Here is a 14,764-nt window from a genome sequence, read left to right as displayed (position 1 = left end):
TTGTCATGCGAAGGTGAATATAGAAGGCGGATTGCCTCCGACGTACAAACATATCGGGAGTTTCATTTCCATGGATATCGTGGTTTTCGACAACGTGACCAAGGCCTATCGCTCCGGGGAGGTGACGGTGGACGCGCTGCGGGATGTCACCCTGCGGATTCCCGAAAAGAGCTTCACGGCGCTGGTGGGTCCCTCCGGCAGCGGCAAGACCACCGCCCTGAACCTGATCGGTTGTCTGGATCAGCCCACCCGGGGCACGCTGACCGTGGCGGGCCAGGCAATGGCCGGCATGAGCCGGCGACAGGGGGCGGCTTTTCGGGGCGCGCATCTGGGGTTTGTGTTTCAAGATTTCAGTCTGCTGCCGGTCCTCTCGGTCTACGAAAACGTAGAATATCCGCTGCGCATGATCCGTCGCATGTCCAAGAAGGCGTGTCGGCCGGAGGTGACGCGGTTGCTTGCGTCGGTGGGCATGGAAGACCAGGCCGACAAGTATCCGGCGCAACTTTCCGGCGGGCAGAAACAGCGCACGGCCGTTGCTCGCGCCCTGGTGGGGCAACCGGCGCTGGTGCTGGCCGATGAACCCACGGCCAACCTGGATGGACAGACCGCCCAGAAGGTGATTGCGCTCATGAAGCGCATGCGCGACGAATTCGGCACCACCTTCGTTTTTTCGACCCATGATCCACGCATCATGGAGCAGGCCGAGGTGTTGTTCCATCTTGAAGACGGCCGGTTGGTCGACACCCAGGCCGCACCGGGGGAGGTGGACCGATGATGGATATTCTCGGACTGGCGTTCAAGAACCTGCTGCGCTACAAGCGGCGCAGTTTGCTGACAGGGCTGCTGATCACGGTAGGCGTGGTGGCCGTGATCGTCTTCGTGGGGCTCAGCGGGGCATTCAAGGAGGCCATTGTGGGCCAGATCACCGATGCGGTCCTCAGTCACCTGCAGGTACACCGCCGGGGATACATGGCCAGCATCGACAACCTGCCCTTGGACCGCATGATACCGGCCGCCGCCTACAAACGCCTGGAGGGGGTCTTGCAGGCCAACCCGGCGGTGACGGCCTATTCGCCGCGTATCAAGTTCGCCGCCATGTTGAGCAACTACGCCCAAACCACCAACGTACGGCTCAACGGCATCGATCCCGCCAAGGAGACGGCTGCGGTGCCCCTGCTGCCGTCGCGCGTTCGCCACGCCGCCGAGCCGGGGCGACTATTACAGCCTGGGGAAGTACTGTTGCCGGAGGTGCTCACCCGAGGCATGGAGATCAAGACCGGCGACACCATCGTGCTGGTGGCCAACAACAAGGATGGATCGGTCAACGGCATGACCTTCACGGTGGCGGGAGAGGTGGAGAGCCTGATGGGTCCGGGGGGAAGGGATGGCTACCTGCACATCGACGATGCCGCCGCCCTGCTGCGTATGGAGACGATGGAAATCAGCGAAGTGGCCGTGCGCGTCAAGGATTTCGATGGGTTGCAAGCCATTGCCGATGGTCTGGAAGCGGCCCTGGCCGACATGAAGACCCCCCGCGACACCCCCCTGTTCGAACTGCACACCTGGGAAGCGCTCAGCCCCTTTTACAACGTGGTGCGCATGATCGATCTCATGGCCCTGGGCATTCAGGTGATCCTGATCGCGCTGGTGTTGATCAGCGTGCTCAACGTGATGATGATGAGCGTGTACGAGCGGGTAAGGGAGATCGGCACCCTGGCGGCCATGGGTACCAGCCCCGGTCGCATTCTGTCCCTGTTCGTGGCCGAAGGGTTCAGCCTGGGGCTGGTCAGCGCACTGGTGGGATCGGCCCTCGGCATGGGCGCATTGTATGTCTGCAACCTGGTCGGCGTGCAGGTGGCTTTCGGCCGCGCCGGCCAGTTGTTCACTCTCCTACCGCGCATCGCCTTCGGCGAGGTGGTCCTGACCTGCTTGATTGTGCTGGCCGTATCGGTCCTGGCCAGTCTGCAGCCGGCCGCCAAGGCGGCTCGTCTGGAACCGGTGGAAGCGTTGCGACATGTCTGAAAAGGAGGCCTTATTATGAAGCGCATCTGTTACCTTTGTGTCGTCTTGTTTGCTTTGTGCATCCTCCCGGGAGCCGTGCCGGGGGTGGATGCCGGGCAGGGGAAACTGATTGCCGTGGCGGCCGATGGTCCTGCGGCGGACGCCGCGGTGAGCCTCAAGGCGGCCCGGTGTGCCTATTTTTTGATTTTCGATAGCCAAGGCGAATTGATCGAAACATTGGCCAATCCCCATCGCCGGACCCGCGGCGGCGCCGGTCCGCAGGTGGCGGAGCTGCTGGCGCAAAAGGGTGCGGGTACTTTCATCGCCGGCGAATTCGGTGCGCGGATGAGCGATGCCCTGCAACGCAAGGGCATTGCGATGCGGATTGCAACCGGCAGCGCTCTGGAAGTGGTGCAGCAAGCGCACTGATTCTGATAACGACAGAGAATATCCGTGCGGAAGGAGCGATCCCATGTTTCGAATGTTGGCCGTCCTTGCAGCCCTCCTGATCGCTGTGCCCGGAATAGTGCGGGCAGAGGACGAATTGACCGGGGACCAAATCCTGGCGCAGGTGGACCGCAACCTGCAACCCGGCGATCTGGAGATGTACCGCAAGATCATCAATATCGAACCCGACGGGCGGCAGAAGGAGTTCGTGCTCTGGTTCCTGAAAAAGGACCAGGACAAGGTGGTGACGCTCTTTATTTCTCCGGCCAGCGAAGCGGGGCGGGCCACCCTGCGGCAGGGGGACAACATGTGGCTGTTCATCCCCAACGTGGGTCGCCCCATCCGCATCACCAGCATGCAGTCGGTGGTGGGCGGGGTGTTCAACAACGCCGACATCATGCGCCTGGACTACAGTGTGGAGTATGCCGTGGACGAGATGGGCGAGGATGATGGGCAGTACCTGTTGCAGCTCAAGGCGCGCAGTGGGGCCGTGGCCTACGACCGCCTGAAGATGTGGGTGCTCAAGGATGCCCTGGTGCCCACGCGCATCGAATGTTACGCCGCCACCGGCATGCTGATCAAGACGCTGCATTTCAAGGAGATCAAGGACATCGGCGACGGCGTGGTACGTCCCGCCGTGATGGAAACCGACAGCCCGTTGTACCAGGGATACCGGTCTATCATGATTTCCGCCAATTTGAAAAAGCGCAGCTTGCCCGACGAAGTGTTCACCCTCAACTACCTGCCGCGGGTCAAGGATCTGCGTTAGATGTGGTCCCCTTGGCGGTGGCTGCTGCTGCCGGTCCTGTGTTGGGCGGCCGGTGCGACGGCCGGCGAATTCGACTTCGACATTCCCGAAGCGCGCCCCAAACCCTATGAACTCGGGGCCCGATTGGAGTTGCGCGGCATTTACCACCGCTTCGACAGGCAGGCCGCGCCTTTTGTGCTCAACTACTTCGACGACGATCCCGGCAACTCCGCACTGGAGGGCAGGGGGTCGGTGGAACTCTCCGGCGGTTTGCGCCTGGGCAGAGTACGGGCCAGGGTGCTCTCCCACCACCAGTACACCCACGGTGTGCGGGAAACCCAATGGGAGGATAAGCTGTACGAAGGGTTTGTCTCCCTGCGACCCTCGACCCATGCAACCATCGATGCGGGCAAGCGCTCGGTGGTCTGGGGCACGGGGTATGCCTGGAACCCGGCGGCCTTCCTGAATCGTCCCAAGGACCCGGACGATCCGGCATTGAACCTGGAAGGCCGCACCCTGCTGGGACTGGACCTGATCAAGAGCCTTGCTTCTGCCGGAGGCCCGGGTAACATCGGCCTAAGCGCCCTGCTGTTGCCGGTGATCGGGGATTGGGCCAACAGCGAGTTGGGATCGGAGGGTGATCTCTATCTTGCCCTGAAGCTCTACCTGCTGTGGCACGACACCGACATCGACTTGATTTTCTTCGACGGCCCCGATCAACCCCGCAGTTTTGGAATCGACTTCGCCCGCAACCTGGCGCCCCACATCGCCGTGCATGGCGAGGCGGCGCTGCAGCAGGACGCGCCGCGACTGGAGATCGAGCGCCAAGGCCGGACATCCTTGCGGCGGGAAGATCAGTGGAGCTGGCTGCTGGGAATGCGCTATCTCACGACCCGCGACACCACCGTCATCGCCGAATACTACCATAACGGCGCCGGCTACGACCGCGATGCCCTGCGCGATTTTTTCGCCTACCAATCATCGGCCATTCAAGAATGGCGGACCACGGGCGATGCGGCCATCCTCCGGCACACCCGCCAGACAACCCGCCCCATCTATCAACAGCGCAACTTGGGTAAAGACTACTTCTACCTGCGCATCTCCCAAAAAGAACCGCTGGACATCCTCTACTTCACCCCCTGGCTGGCGGCCAACATCAATCTGCGCGATTGGAGCTTCAGCCTCCAGCCGGGAATGACATGGACCACCCGCACCAACCTGGAACTGAACCTGCGCGTCGCCATACCCATGGGGGCGAGCGCCACCGAATTCGGTGAAAAACCGGACAGATTCAGACCCGAAATTTGGGTGCGGTACTACTTCTAGGTACTTCTAGGGGACGCCCTTTATATTTTTATATTTGGGCCAAAAAAGGGCCAAATATAAAAATATAAAGGGCGTCCCCTCATCCTCATCCTTTGCCGAAGGGGCAATGGGGGTGGGTGCATTCCGGGCAGTCTTGGCACAGCCCGCCGTGGCCCATGAAGGCCAGTTCTTTTTTGCCGATTCTCTCGCCGCCCAAGATGCGCGGCAGCACCAGATCCAGGACGGTGACGCGGTGGTGCAGGCCACAGGCCGGGACACCCAGCAAGGGGATGTTGCCGATGTAGGCCACCAGGAACATGGCCCCCGGTAGCGCTGCGGCGCCGTAATGGACCTCTTCGGCGCCGGCCATGCGGATCGCCTTGCGGGTCACGTCGTCGGGGTCCACGCTCATGCCGCCGCTGATCAGTAGCAGATCGCAACCGTGGTTCAGGTGTTTGCGAATGGCGTGGACGATCATCTCCTCGTCGTCCGGTACGAAGGTGGTGCCGGTCACTGCGGAACCCAGGGCGATGATTTTGGCGCTCAGGGTGGGGGCGAAGCGATCCTGGATCAGACCGCGGTAAACCTCGCTGCCGGTGATCACCAGGCCGGCACTGACTTTTTTCAAGGGCTTGACGGAAACCGCACCGCCGTTTCCGGCGGCGATGGCCGCAGCCCGCTCCACCGGCGCGCGCTTCATCACCAGGGGGATGGCGCGGGTGGCCGCCACCAGTTGGCCTTTGTGCACCAAGGTGTGGCTGTGCAGGGTGGCGCACATCACTTCATCCACCATGTTGAAGGCTGCCAAGGCGGCAAGATCCACCGTCAGCAACCCATCAATGGCAGCGTGCAGCCCGATTTTGCCCTCCCGCGGATGGTCTTCCCATCGTATCCCTTCGCCGGCCAAGCCGCCGGCCAAGATTGCGGCGGCTTCGTTTTCGTGGATCTCGTCGTCTTCCAGATCGATGAGGTAGAGGTGGTTCTTGCCCAACTTCTGCAGACGGCAGATGTCCTCCTGACAAACCTCGTGCCCCTTCTGAAAAGCAGGCCCCTTGAACTCGCCGGGCCGTATCTCCGTGATGTCATGGGCCAGGCGTGAACCCACCGCGTGTTCCGCTTTAATTTTCTTCAGCATGTCGGTTTCTCCAACGGTGGTTCCCATGGTTGATTGTCCGGGCTCGGTTTCTCGGCATCCGGCGCCCAGTTCATGTCCGTCCAAATCACTTCCCGGGCATGGGTGAAGTAGCAGTCGTTGGTGCAGGGACGGCACACCGGATGGTTGTCGATAAATACTTCCCGTCCGTCGCGGATCACCTGCCCACAGCGGGTGCAAGTCACCTTGCGGCGAGTCGGCCCGGGCAGATCACAGCCTTTCAACTGTACATGCACCTTCTGCACCTTGAACAACACACTGTCGGGCATTCGACGGTAGGCGGTCAGTTGCTGCGGCACCTTGTCGGGGATCTCGGGGGCATAGACGGCAACCAGGTCCCGTGCTTCTTCGGTGGAGATCACCCGATACGCCTGGTTTGTCGAGAGGTTGAGAAATGTGGCGGCCATGATGCCGTAGTCCATGTGTTTCAGGCTGCGGCGGCCCAATTTGACCCCGGTGACGTGGGCCACCGCGTCGGCGGTGCAACGGTCCATTTCCACGTAGACGATCAGTTTTTTGATCTGGTCGGGTTGTGTGGGTTCCACCAGACCTATCAATCGGCAACCCAGCAGGGCCATGCGCACTCCCACCACCTGACCGGGGCACAGATGCCCGTGGGCCGCCGCGGATTCCTGCAAAATAAGGTCGAAGGGTTTCATTGCGCTTCCATGTTTTCAGGTTGTGGCCGTTTCCAACCGGCTTTGCGCCGGATGAAGGTTATTTATATTTAATATATCCCAACCTGCCAAAATATCAAAGGGCGGCGTTCCCCCTTCATTGCCATTGAACAACACCGGCATCCGGGCGATCCGCTGTTTGGCGGACGATTCGGCGGTTTTGAAGTTCTGAAGGATCATGATGACGGTGAACCGATCCCGCCGGAACCTGCTGCGAAGCTTGTGCAGGCTTGCCAACCATTTCAATATGCGTCATATTTCACAACACCTTTCGTCCCTACCGGCCCGGTCACGGATCCCGGGCCGCTCGCGAGACGTTGCAAAAAGGGCGCGGAATTTTGTATGATGTCCATGTGGGGGGCCTTTGCGATGACTTGATTTTCAATAAGGGTTTTGCATTCGAAACCAAGGCGTGGCGGCAGAAAGTCGAACCGACACCCGACCGGCAGCGACCGCTTTCGGCATGCGGTGCCACAGGTTCCCATACATGCTGCGCCTGTTCAGGATTGTGACCGATGGATTGGTTGATGCGCATCATAGAGGGCCTTTCGATCATGGTGCTGACCATCGTGGTGTTGGTGGTGAGCTTCTACCTGGTGTTGCTTGCCCTTCATTGGGGATTGAAATGGAAATCCGGCACGCGTGAAGACGATGGGTTGGCCGATTTGTGGCAAAGCGCCGTCATCCCGTCGCCGGAAGCGGACGATGAGAACGATTCGAAGGAACAACTGCCGTTCATGGCGACAAAAGACCGCCGTTAACGCGAATCCTCATACCCACCAAGCCACAGAAATACCATCTCAAATCATCGCGCAATCAATGCTCCCCGTGGATCGCGCGGGTTGGGCATCGCAACCGGGTGCAACAGGGCATGGCACGTTGAGCACGGGCTGGTTGCAAACGCCGCGCGGTTGGCCCATACAGGGTGCATTCCGTCCTACCCCCTCGACATGATAGCACAAACCATTCGGTCACGAACCGACGGGCGCTTGACATCAGGGGTGGAACTGGTTAGATAGCTTGCTTCGGTCGACACCCGCGGCAACCCGTACCCTTCAAAGAGACCGGTCCTGTGCAGATGGCAGTGCCGGCATTGTGAGCACCATGACCAAGCGCACCAAAATCCAGGATATTCGCAACATCGGCATCATCGCCCACATCGATGCCGGCAAAACCACCGTCACGGAAAGGATTCTGTTCTATACCGGACGATCCCACAAGCTGGGAGAGGTGCATGACGGCGAGGCCGTCATGGATTGGATGGTGGACGAACAGGAGCGGGGCATCACCATCAGCTCCGCCGTCACCACCTGCCCGTGGAAAGGGCAGGATATTCACATCATCGATACGCCGGGACATGTGGATTTCACCATCGAGGTGGAGCGCTCGTTGCGGGTGCTGGACGGCGCCGTGGGGGTGTTCTGCGGCGTGGGGGGTGTGGAACCCCAATCGGAGACCGTTTGGCGTCAGGCCGACAAGTACCGGGTGCCCAAACTGGCCTTTGTCAACAAGCTGGACCGGGTGGGCGCCGATTTTTTCAATACCGTCAAAATGATGAAAAGCCGCCTGAAGGCCAACCCACTGGTGCTGCAGTTGCCGCTGGGCGCCGAGGAGCGCTTGACCGGGGTGATCGATCTGATTCGCATGAAAGCCATCGTGTGGGACGACGACACGCTGGGAGCCACCTTCAGGGACGAGGAAATTCCCGCCGATCTGCTGGAACAGGCCGAACGCAATCGCGAACAGCTGATCGAGACCGTCGCCGAGGTGGATGACGACATCATGGAAGCCTACCTGGCGGAGCAGCCCATCGCCACCGAGACCTTGGTCGCCGCCATTCGCAAAGCCACCATCCGCCTGGCGCTGGTGCCGGTGTTGTGCGGCAGCGCCTTGAAAAACAAAGGCATTCAACCCCTCTTGGATGCCATCGTGGCTTATTTGCCCAGCCCGGCCGACCTGCCGCCCATGCAGGGCCTGCACCCCGAGACCGGTGAACCGATCGCCTGCCCGCCCCTGGACAACAAACCCTTGGCCGCCCTGATGTTCAAGGTGGCCCTGATGGAAGGCCGCAAGCTCTCCTTTGTCCGCGTCTACAGCGGCCGCCTGGAGGCCGGCAAGGAGGTTTACAACCCCACCCGCAAAATCAAGGAGAAGGTATCGCGTCTGCTTCAGATTCACGCCAACAAGCGCGAACGGCTGGATGTGGCCGGCGCCGGGGCCATCGTGGGCGTGGTGGGACTCAAGAGCTCCAGTACCGGAGAGACCCTGTGCCATGCCGACCATCCCGTGATGCTGGAGAATATCGAAATATATGAGCCGGTGATCTCCATGGCGGTGGAGCCCAAAAGCCACTCGGACCAGGACCGTCTGCAGGAAGTACTGCAAAAATTCGTGGACGAGGACCCCACCTTGCGGGTGCATCAGGACGAGAACACCGGCCAGATGATCCTGTCGGGCATGGGCGAGCTGCACCTGGAAGTGATCATCAGTCGCATGCGGCGGGAGTTCAACACCCAGGTCAACGTGGGCAAGCCCCAGGTGGTTTATCGCGAGAGCATCGCCAAATCCGCCGAAGCGACAAGCGTTTTCGACAAAGAGGTCGCCGGTCAGCGTCATTACGGCGAGGTGCGCCTGCGCCTGAGTCCCCTGTCCCGGGGCAGCGGCAATCGCTTCGAGAGCAAGGTGGACGAGACCGTGATGCCCGCCGCCTTCGTCCAAGCGGTGGAAAAGGGCGTGATGGAAAGCCTCGAAAGCGGCACGGTCATGGGGTATCCGGTGGTCGATGTGGCCGTGGCCCTTGTGGGCGGCGGCTACAAAGAGTCATTGGGCTCCGAATTGGCCTACAAGGTGAGCGCCGCCATGGCCTGCAAGGAGGCGTTGGTCCAGGCGGACGGTTACCTGCTCGATCCCATCATGAAGGTGGAGGTGATCGTGCCCGAGGAGTTCATGGGGGAGGTCATCGGCGACTTGAACAGCCGGGCGGGCAAGATCGAAGCCATCGAACCCAAGGTGGGCGTCCAGGAGATCCAGGCCATCGTGCCCCTGGCCCGCATGTTCGGCTACTCCACCGATCTGCGTTCGGCCACTCAGGGTCGTGGCACCTACACCATGCATTTCTCCCATTTCGACAAGGTGGTGTGAATCCTCGCCGCACCCTTGAACGACTCTGACATTACAAAGAGGACTGGTTCCCGGAACCGGCCCTCTTGATTTTCAATACGCGTCAAATGTGTTGCCGACATTCACTTCCGTCCGTCGTCAGGAAACGGCCAGCCGTTGTCGGCGGTGCATCGCGATCTGTTGCAGCAGCACGGGCACCAGCACTATCACGGCGGCGATATCCGTTGCCAGACGGCCTTCGATCAGTAGAATGGAGCCGATGAACAGCAGCACCCGTTCCCAAGTGGACAAACTGGAGAACAACCAGCCGATGGTCGAGCAAGAGAGCATGAAAACGCCCGCCGAAGCCGTGAGACTCACCCAGATGATGGAAATCACGCCGCCGTCCATCAGCAGGGAGGGGTTGAAGATAAACATGTAGGGAATGATGAACGCGGCCAGACCGATACGACAGGCCGTCACCGCCGTCTCCATGGGTTGGCTCTTGGCGATGGCGGATCCCGCATAGGCCGCCAAGGCGACCGGCGGTGTGATGGCGGAGATAATGGCGAAGTAGAAAACGAAGAGGTGGGCCGCTAGGACGCCCACGCCGAGGTTGGTCAGCGCCGGTACGGCAAGCACCGCGCAAATGATATAAGCGGCCGTCGTAGGGAGGCCCATGCCGAGGATCAGCGATGCGATCATGGTAAGGAAGAGCGTCAAGTAGAGATTGCCGCCGGCCAGGGCGATGACGGCCCCCGAGAATTTGAGGCCCAACCCGGTCAGGCTGACCACCCCCACGACAAGGCCTGCCGCGGCGCAGGCGGCGACGACCGCCAGGGCGCTTTTGGCGCCCGATTCGAGCGCCCGAATCAAACCCTTCAGGTCGAGGCGCGTCTCCTGCTTGATGGAACTCAGGAGAATCGACGATATGATGGCCCAGAAGGCGGCATAGGAAGGCGAGGTCATGCGGATGGCCAGCAGGTAGACGAGCACCAGGGCAGAAATCGCCAAATAGCCGCGACTTTTGAGAGTTCCGAAGAAGGAAGGAACTTCATCTTCGCGCATGCCCTGTAGGCCGACACGACGCGCTTCCCGATCAACGGAAGTGAAGAGGGCGATATAGTAGAGGAGGCTCGGGATGATCGCCGCGACGCAGATCTTGAGATAGCTCTCGCCGGTCATCTCGGAGATGACGAAGGCGGCGGCGCCCATGACGGGCGGGACGAGCTGTCCGCCGCTGGAGGCCACCGCTTCGACGGAGGCGGAAAACGGCGGTGTGTAGCCGGTGCGTTTCATCAGGGGAATCGTGTAGGTGCCCGTGCCGACCACGTTGGCCACGGCGCTGCCCGATATAGTACCGAAAAAGCTGCTGGAGATCACCGCCACCTTGGCAGGTCCGCCGCGTGCCCGGCCTGCAATGGAGTTGGCGAGGTTGATGAAGAAGTCGCCGGTTTTGGTGGCCTCCAGGAAAGCCCCGAAAATGACGAAGAGAATGACGAAGGTGGCGGAGACTGCGAGGGGAACGCCGAAGATCCCCTCCAGGGTCGTGTACATGTGGGTGGCGATGCGCTCGATACCGTACCCCCTGTGGGCGATGGCTTCGGGCAGCCAGGGCCCGAAATAGGCGTACAGCAGGAACACGACGGCAACGATGACCAGCGCAAGACCGATGACCCGCCGGGTCATTTCCAGAACGAGCAGGATCGTCACAACACCGAACACCACATCCCAGGTGGCCGGCATGCCGGCCCGGTCCACAATGGCGTCCATGTTGAGTATCACGTAGGCCCCGCAGGCGAGACTGATCAGGGCCAACAGGATATCGATGACGTTGACTTTTTTACCCTTGACGATGGGGTAGGACAAAAAGGTGATCAGCAGGCCCAGGGTGAGATGGGTCACACGCTGGGACCAGGGGTCGAGACTGCCGAAGTAACCGGTGTAAATATGGAACAGCGACATGGTGACGGCGACGACCGTCGCCAGAAACGCAAGAATTCTTCCCATTCTCGTTCACCTCATGGACAAAAGGATCCGCGAATCTAAAAAAAAGGAAACGGAAATCAATCCGTTTCCTTGTCGCTCATAGCAAGCGAATAAGGCCGCATCCCAAGCCTATTGAACCGCACCGACTTCCTTATAGTATCGCAAGGCACCCGGATGAATGGGAATCGGGCTGTTGTTGGCGGAGTCCTCCACCGTTGTATACTCGGCGATGCGATGGGTGTTGATCAGCACGTTGCGGTTTTCAAAAACGGCTTTGGCGACCTGGTACACAAGCTCTTCAGAAGCGTCTTTGTGACACACCACGGAGTTCCAGACCGATACCGAAAGGATTTCTTCATTTTGATTTCTGTAAGTGTTCTCCTTGAGCGTGATCCGGCCATAGAACGGATAGGCCGCCACCACCTTGGTGACCTCTTCTTCGGTTAAGGGAATGAAACGGATGTCGTGGGTGGTCGACAGATCGATGATCGAAGAGGTGGGCGGGGCAACGTCCCAGATCCCCACGTCGATGATGCCGTCCTTGAGCTGGGTGGCATTCTCCGCAAAGGAGAGCCGGTAGGTCCTGAAGTCATCATAGGTGACGCCCAGCAGCGGTAGGACCAGATTGGTCTTGTATTCCGTGCCGCTGCCCGGTGCACCCACGGACACCTTTTTACCTTTCAGATCCGATAGGGTGCGGACCGGATACTTTTCCAGGGTGACGATATGGTAGACATGCGGATACATCTGAAACACCGTCCGCAGATCTTCGATCTGGCTGCCCTCAAATTTGCCTTCCCCGGTGTAGGCCTGGTACACGGTGTCATTCATGGAGAGGGCGAAGGTGACCTCTTTTCGGGCGACCAGGCGCACATTCTCGACGGAGGCGCCGGTCACTTCCGCAGTGCAACTGACATTCGGCACGTGCTGGTTGATGATTTCGGCCATCGTCCCGCCGTAAGGATAGTAGACGCCGCCCGTGCCGCCTGTGGCAACGACAATCCGTTGCCGTCGTTGCGCATCGGCAATCTGTGTAATGCAAAAGACAAACGTGAACGCGAAGATGACCCAAACGAACTTTTTACCCATGACGCATGTCCCTCCCTGATCGGTTTAGGTTGTTGCGGTTCACCGCTGGATTGCGCTGTACACTGGTGAGGTTGCCGGCATGGGTTCGAGCAAGGGTTGTACTTTGCCACGGGCAACGCCAACAGATTGAAAAAATGCTCATCTACTGACGGTCGTAATGTGTGGATACGCGCAAAAAAATGAATGAGATTTAGAATATCGATATCTGTTATTCGGTGGGGTGTCAAACAAAAAGATGAAGCTTCAAGAGGGCAAGGCGCAAGCGCGGCATTCGTTTGATGGCAATGGAAAAGTGTGTGTCTTTGAGCTCTTGGAAGGCATTCACGTTAACCCCGCGGACGGTCAGGGAAAACGCTCTGTCCACCGTGCTGAAAACCCTCAGCGCCGACCATTCGCGATGGGGTATGCCGTCGGCAATGCCATAATATTCCCTGACGCCATGGGATTCGGTTTTCACGTCCGCCAGTACCATGACATCCCCCCGGATCTCGAGATGCTCATGGACACGTGCGTCGTACATGGAGTTGGTGTGCGAAAGGATTACGGCATCGCGGTCCGTCACGCTGCTGATGAAAACGATGGGGCCGTCATGGGCGCGGACGACGATGCAACGAACCGCCGTGCACATGAAAAGGCTCAGTGCGACGATGACGGCAACGCAAATGGTTGCCCATAGGAGGGTTTCAGGGTTGGCCGTTTTCAACGCAACCCGTGATGATCTGCATGGGGGGCATGGCGCCTTATTCGGTCCGTGGCAGTTTGCCGATGATTTCCAACTTGCGATCGATGGTTTCGCGTTTGTCGTCGTCCTCGAGGTCGCGTCGGGCCCGGCTGAGATGAAAGTGCGCCGTGCGGTCCTCGCCCCGGTTGAAGTGGTGCAGGCCCAGGTAAAAATGGGATTCCGGGTGGCGTTCCCATTTGCCGTAGGCCTCTCCCAGAAAGTAATAGGCCGGTGCATAATCCGGCTGGCGCTGGAGCAAGTTTTCAAAGGATGCCACTGCGCCGGGGTAATCACCCAGGGCTGTTTGGGTGCGGCCCAAGTAGAACCAGCTTTCAGGGTTGGCGTCGGGCAGGGAGGCGGCGCCCCTGAGAACACCGCGGGCATCTTCCAAACGGCCTTCCAAAAAATAGAGTCTGCCAAGGTCTGCCAGTATCAAGGGATTCATGGCATCCCTGGACAGGGCCCTTTGCAGCAGGGCGATGGCTTCCGTGCGACTGCCCGAGCGGGCCATCAACAGGGCCCGGGCGTGCATCAGGTGGGGGTCCTCCGGGTTGTGTTCCAAGGCGGTTTGGAAATATTCCGTGGCCGCGCGTGGGTCGTTGTATAGGGCGCGCAGCCGGTATTGCATGAGACGAAAGCGAGTGGTTGCCCCGTCGACGGACCGTTTCGAGGGCAGATTTTCCCCCTGTATGGCCATCCAGGTGTCGATGTGGGCGATGCGTTCCTCAACGGCCGGGTGGGTCATCATGTAGGTGGGCACTTGCTGGGAGCCGAACCACTGCCGGGAGCGGATCTTTTTCAGCACATCCAGAAGACCACTGGGGCAATAGCCGGCCCGCGTCAGGTATTGCAGGCCGAGCTGGTCCGCCTCCGATTCATCTTCGCGGCTGTAGGCCAGAGTCAGCGTCTGCCCGGCGGCGGCCGATCCGATGGCCAGCGCCTGGGCCGCGCCGGCGCCGCCACCGGCGGCGCCGAGGAAGATCCCCGCCACCACCCCCGCCATGGTGGCCAGGTCGATTTTGCGGGAACGGGCGATGCGCTGGGAGATATGGCGCGCCACCACATGGCCGATTTCGTGGGCCAGAATGCCGGCCAGTTCATCTTCGGTGTTCATGGCCAGCAGCAGGCCGCTGTTGATGAAAATGTAGCCGGCCGGCATGGCAAAGGCGTTGTAGACATCCTCCTTGATGACATGAAACCGATAGGCGAAGGGCTGGGGCGGAAGTTGCGACAGTATCTTGCGGCCGATCCGCTCGACGGTGTCCACAATCATCGGATCGTCGACGATTTCGAAATGCCGTTTGACGATCCGGATGAACTCATCGGCCAGCTGCTGCTCCTCCCGAATCGACATGGCGCCGGCAGGCGTGGACCAGACCAACGGAAGGAGCACCAGCAAGCAGACGGCGATGATTTTATTGCAGCAGTTACGATCCATTATGGCACGCTCGGATGTGGTTCGCATCAAGTTGCCGCCTTGATGAAAACCCGTTTGCCGTCCCGCGGGGACAGCGTTTCAAAGCGATCATCTCATA

The 14,764-nt window shown here is 60.0% G+C and carries 14 protein-coding genes; 7 read left to right on the top strand and 7 right to left on the bottom strand.

Annotated features, from left to right (window positions below):
* Window positions 1-70 precede the first annotated feature (70 nt).
* Genes MRX98_RS12195 through MRX98_RS12175 form a run of 5 tightly spaced genes read left to right on the top strand, consistent with a single transcriptional unit; the run spans window position 71 to window position 4,522 of the window.
* Complete coding sequence (locus MRX98_RS12195) at window positions 71-775, top strand: ABC transporter ATP-binding protein (RefSeq protein WP_246908677.1); 705 nt, start codon at window positions 71-73, stop codon at window positions 773-775.
* A complete protein-coding gene (locus tag MRX98_RS12190; RefSeq protein ID WP_246908659.1) occupies window positions 772-2,022 on the top strand; it encodes an ABC transporter permease in 1,251 nt (416 codons plus the stop codon). Before MRX98_RS12195 ends, MRX98_RS12190 begins: the two co-directional genes overlap by 4 nt.
* A gap of 15 nt (window positions 2,023-2,037) precedes the next feature.
* Window positions 2,038-2,430, top strand: coding sequence for a NifB/NifX family molybdenum-iron cluster-binding protein (locus tag MRX98_RS12185; protein WP_246908656.1), 393 nt, complete (start codon window positions 2,038-2,040; stop codon window positions 2,428-2,430).
* Window positions 2,431-2,473: 43 nt separating this feature from the next.
* A complete protein-coding gene (locus MRX98_RS12180; RefSeq protein ID WP_246908654.1) occupies window positions 2,474-3,217 on the top strand; it encodes an outer membrane lipoprotein-sorting protein in 744 nt (247 codons plus the stop codon).
* Window positions 3,218-4,522, top strand: a complete 1,305-nt coding sequence (locus MRX98_RS12175) for a hypothetical protein (protein WP_246908651.1) — start codon at window positions 3,218-3,220, stop codon at window positions 4,520-4,522. It abuts the gene before it with no gap.
* Window positions 4,523-4,607: 85 nt separating this feature from the next.
* On the opposite strand, the gene MRX98_RS12170 is transcribed toward MRX98_RS12175, so the two are convergent.
* The 3 genes from MRX98_RS12170 to MRX98_RS12160 all read right to left on the bottom strand — a co-directional run bounded on the left by MRX98_RS12170 (window position 4,608) and on the right by MRX98_RS12160 (window position 6,587).
* Entirely contained in the window at window positions 4,608-5,636 is a 1,029-nt protein-coding gene (locus MRX98_RS12170; RefSeq protein ID WP_246908634.1) for a molybdopterin-binding protein, read from the bottom strand.
* Window positions 5,630-6,313, bottom strand: a complete 684-nt coding sequence (locus MRX98_RS12165) for an FmdE family protein (protein WP_246908630.1) — start codon at window positions 6,311-6,313, stop codon at window positions 5,630-5,632. The genes MRX98_RS12170 and MRX98_RS12165 overlap by 7 nt, the downstream gene beginning before the upstream one ends.
* Window positions 6,314-6,428: 115 nt before the next feature.
* A complete protein-coding gene (locus MRX98_RS12160) occupies window positions 6,429-6,587 on the bottom strand; it encodes a hypothetical protein (RefSeq protein WP_246908627.1) in 159 nt (52 codons plus the stop codon).
* A gap of 259 nt (window positions 6,588-6,846) precedes the next feature.
* Between MRX98_RS12160 and MRX98_RS12155 the strand changes: the two genes are divergently transcribed.
* Together MRX98_RS12155 and fusA are read left to right on the top strand one after the other, a co-directional pair.
* The gene (locus tag MRX98_RS12155) at window positions 6,847-7,092 is read left to right on the top strand and encodes a hypothetical protein (protein ID WP_246908611.1); all 246 of its coding nucleotides are present in this window, start codon (window positions 6,847-6,849) and stop codon (window positions 7,090-7,092) included.
* A gap of 343 nt (window positions 7,093-7,435) precedes the next feature.
* On the top strand, window positions 7,436-9,472 hold the full coding sequence (gene fusA / locus MRX98_RS12150) for an elongation factor G (RefSeq protein WP_246908608.1): 2,037 nt from the start codon (window positions 7,436-7,438) through the stop codon (window positions 9,470-9,472).
* A gap of 117 nt (window positions 9,473-9,589) precedes the next feature.
* Here the strand turns inward: fusA and MRX98_RS12145 are convergent, their stop codons facing one another.
* From MRX98_RS12145 to MRX98_RS12130, 4 genes are all read right to left on the bottom strand, one after another.
* Complete coding sequence (locus tag MRX98_RS12145) at window positions 9,590-11,440, bottom strand: TRAP transporter permease (protein ID WP_246908605.1); 1,851 nt, start codon at window positions 11,438-11,440, stop codon at window positions 9,590-9,592.
* A gap of 108 nt (window positions 11,441-11,548) precedes the next feature.
* Complete coding sequence (locus MRX98_RS12140; protein WP_246908594.1) at window positions 11,549-12,508, bottom strand: TAXI family TRAP transporter solute-binding subunit; 960 nt, start codon at window positions 12,506-12,508, stop codon at window positions 11,549-11,551.
* A 223-nt stretch (window positions 12,509-12,731) separates the two neighbouring features.
* On the bottom strand, window positions 12,732-13,136 hold the full coding sequence (locus tag MRX98_RS12135; protein ID WP_246908592.1) for a hypothetical protein: 405 nt from the start codon (window positions 13,134-13,136) through the stop codon (window positions 12,732-12,734).
* A 112-nt stretch (window positions 13,137-13,248) separates the two neighbouring features.
* On the bottom strand, window positions 13,249-14,694 hold the full coding sequence (locus MRX98_RS12130) for a M48 family metallopeptidase (RefSeq protein WP_246908589.1): 1,446 nt from the start codon (window positions 14,692-14,694) through the stop codon (window positions 13,249-13,251).
* Window positions 14,695-14,764: the final 70 nt, after the last annotated feature.

Source organism: Desulfatitalea alkaliphila (assembly GCF_022968795.1).
Taxonomy (GTDB): domain Bacteria; phylum Desulfobacterota; class Desulfobacteria; order Desulfobacterales; family Desulfosarcinaceae; genus Desulfatitalea; species Desulfatitalea alkaliphila.
Note: the sequence above shows the minus strand (reverse complement) of the source record. Positions and strands in the feature narration are given on the sequence as shown.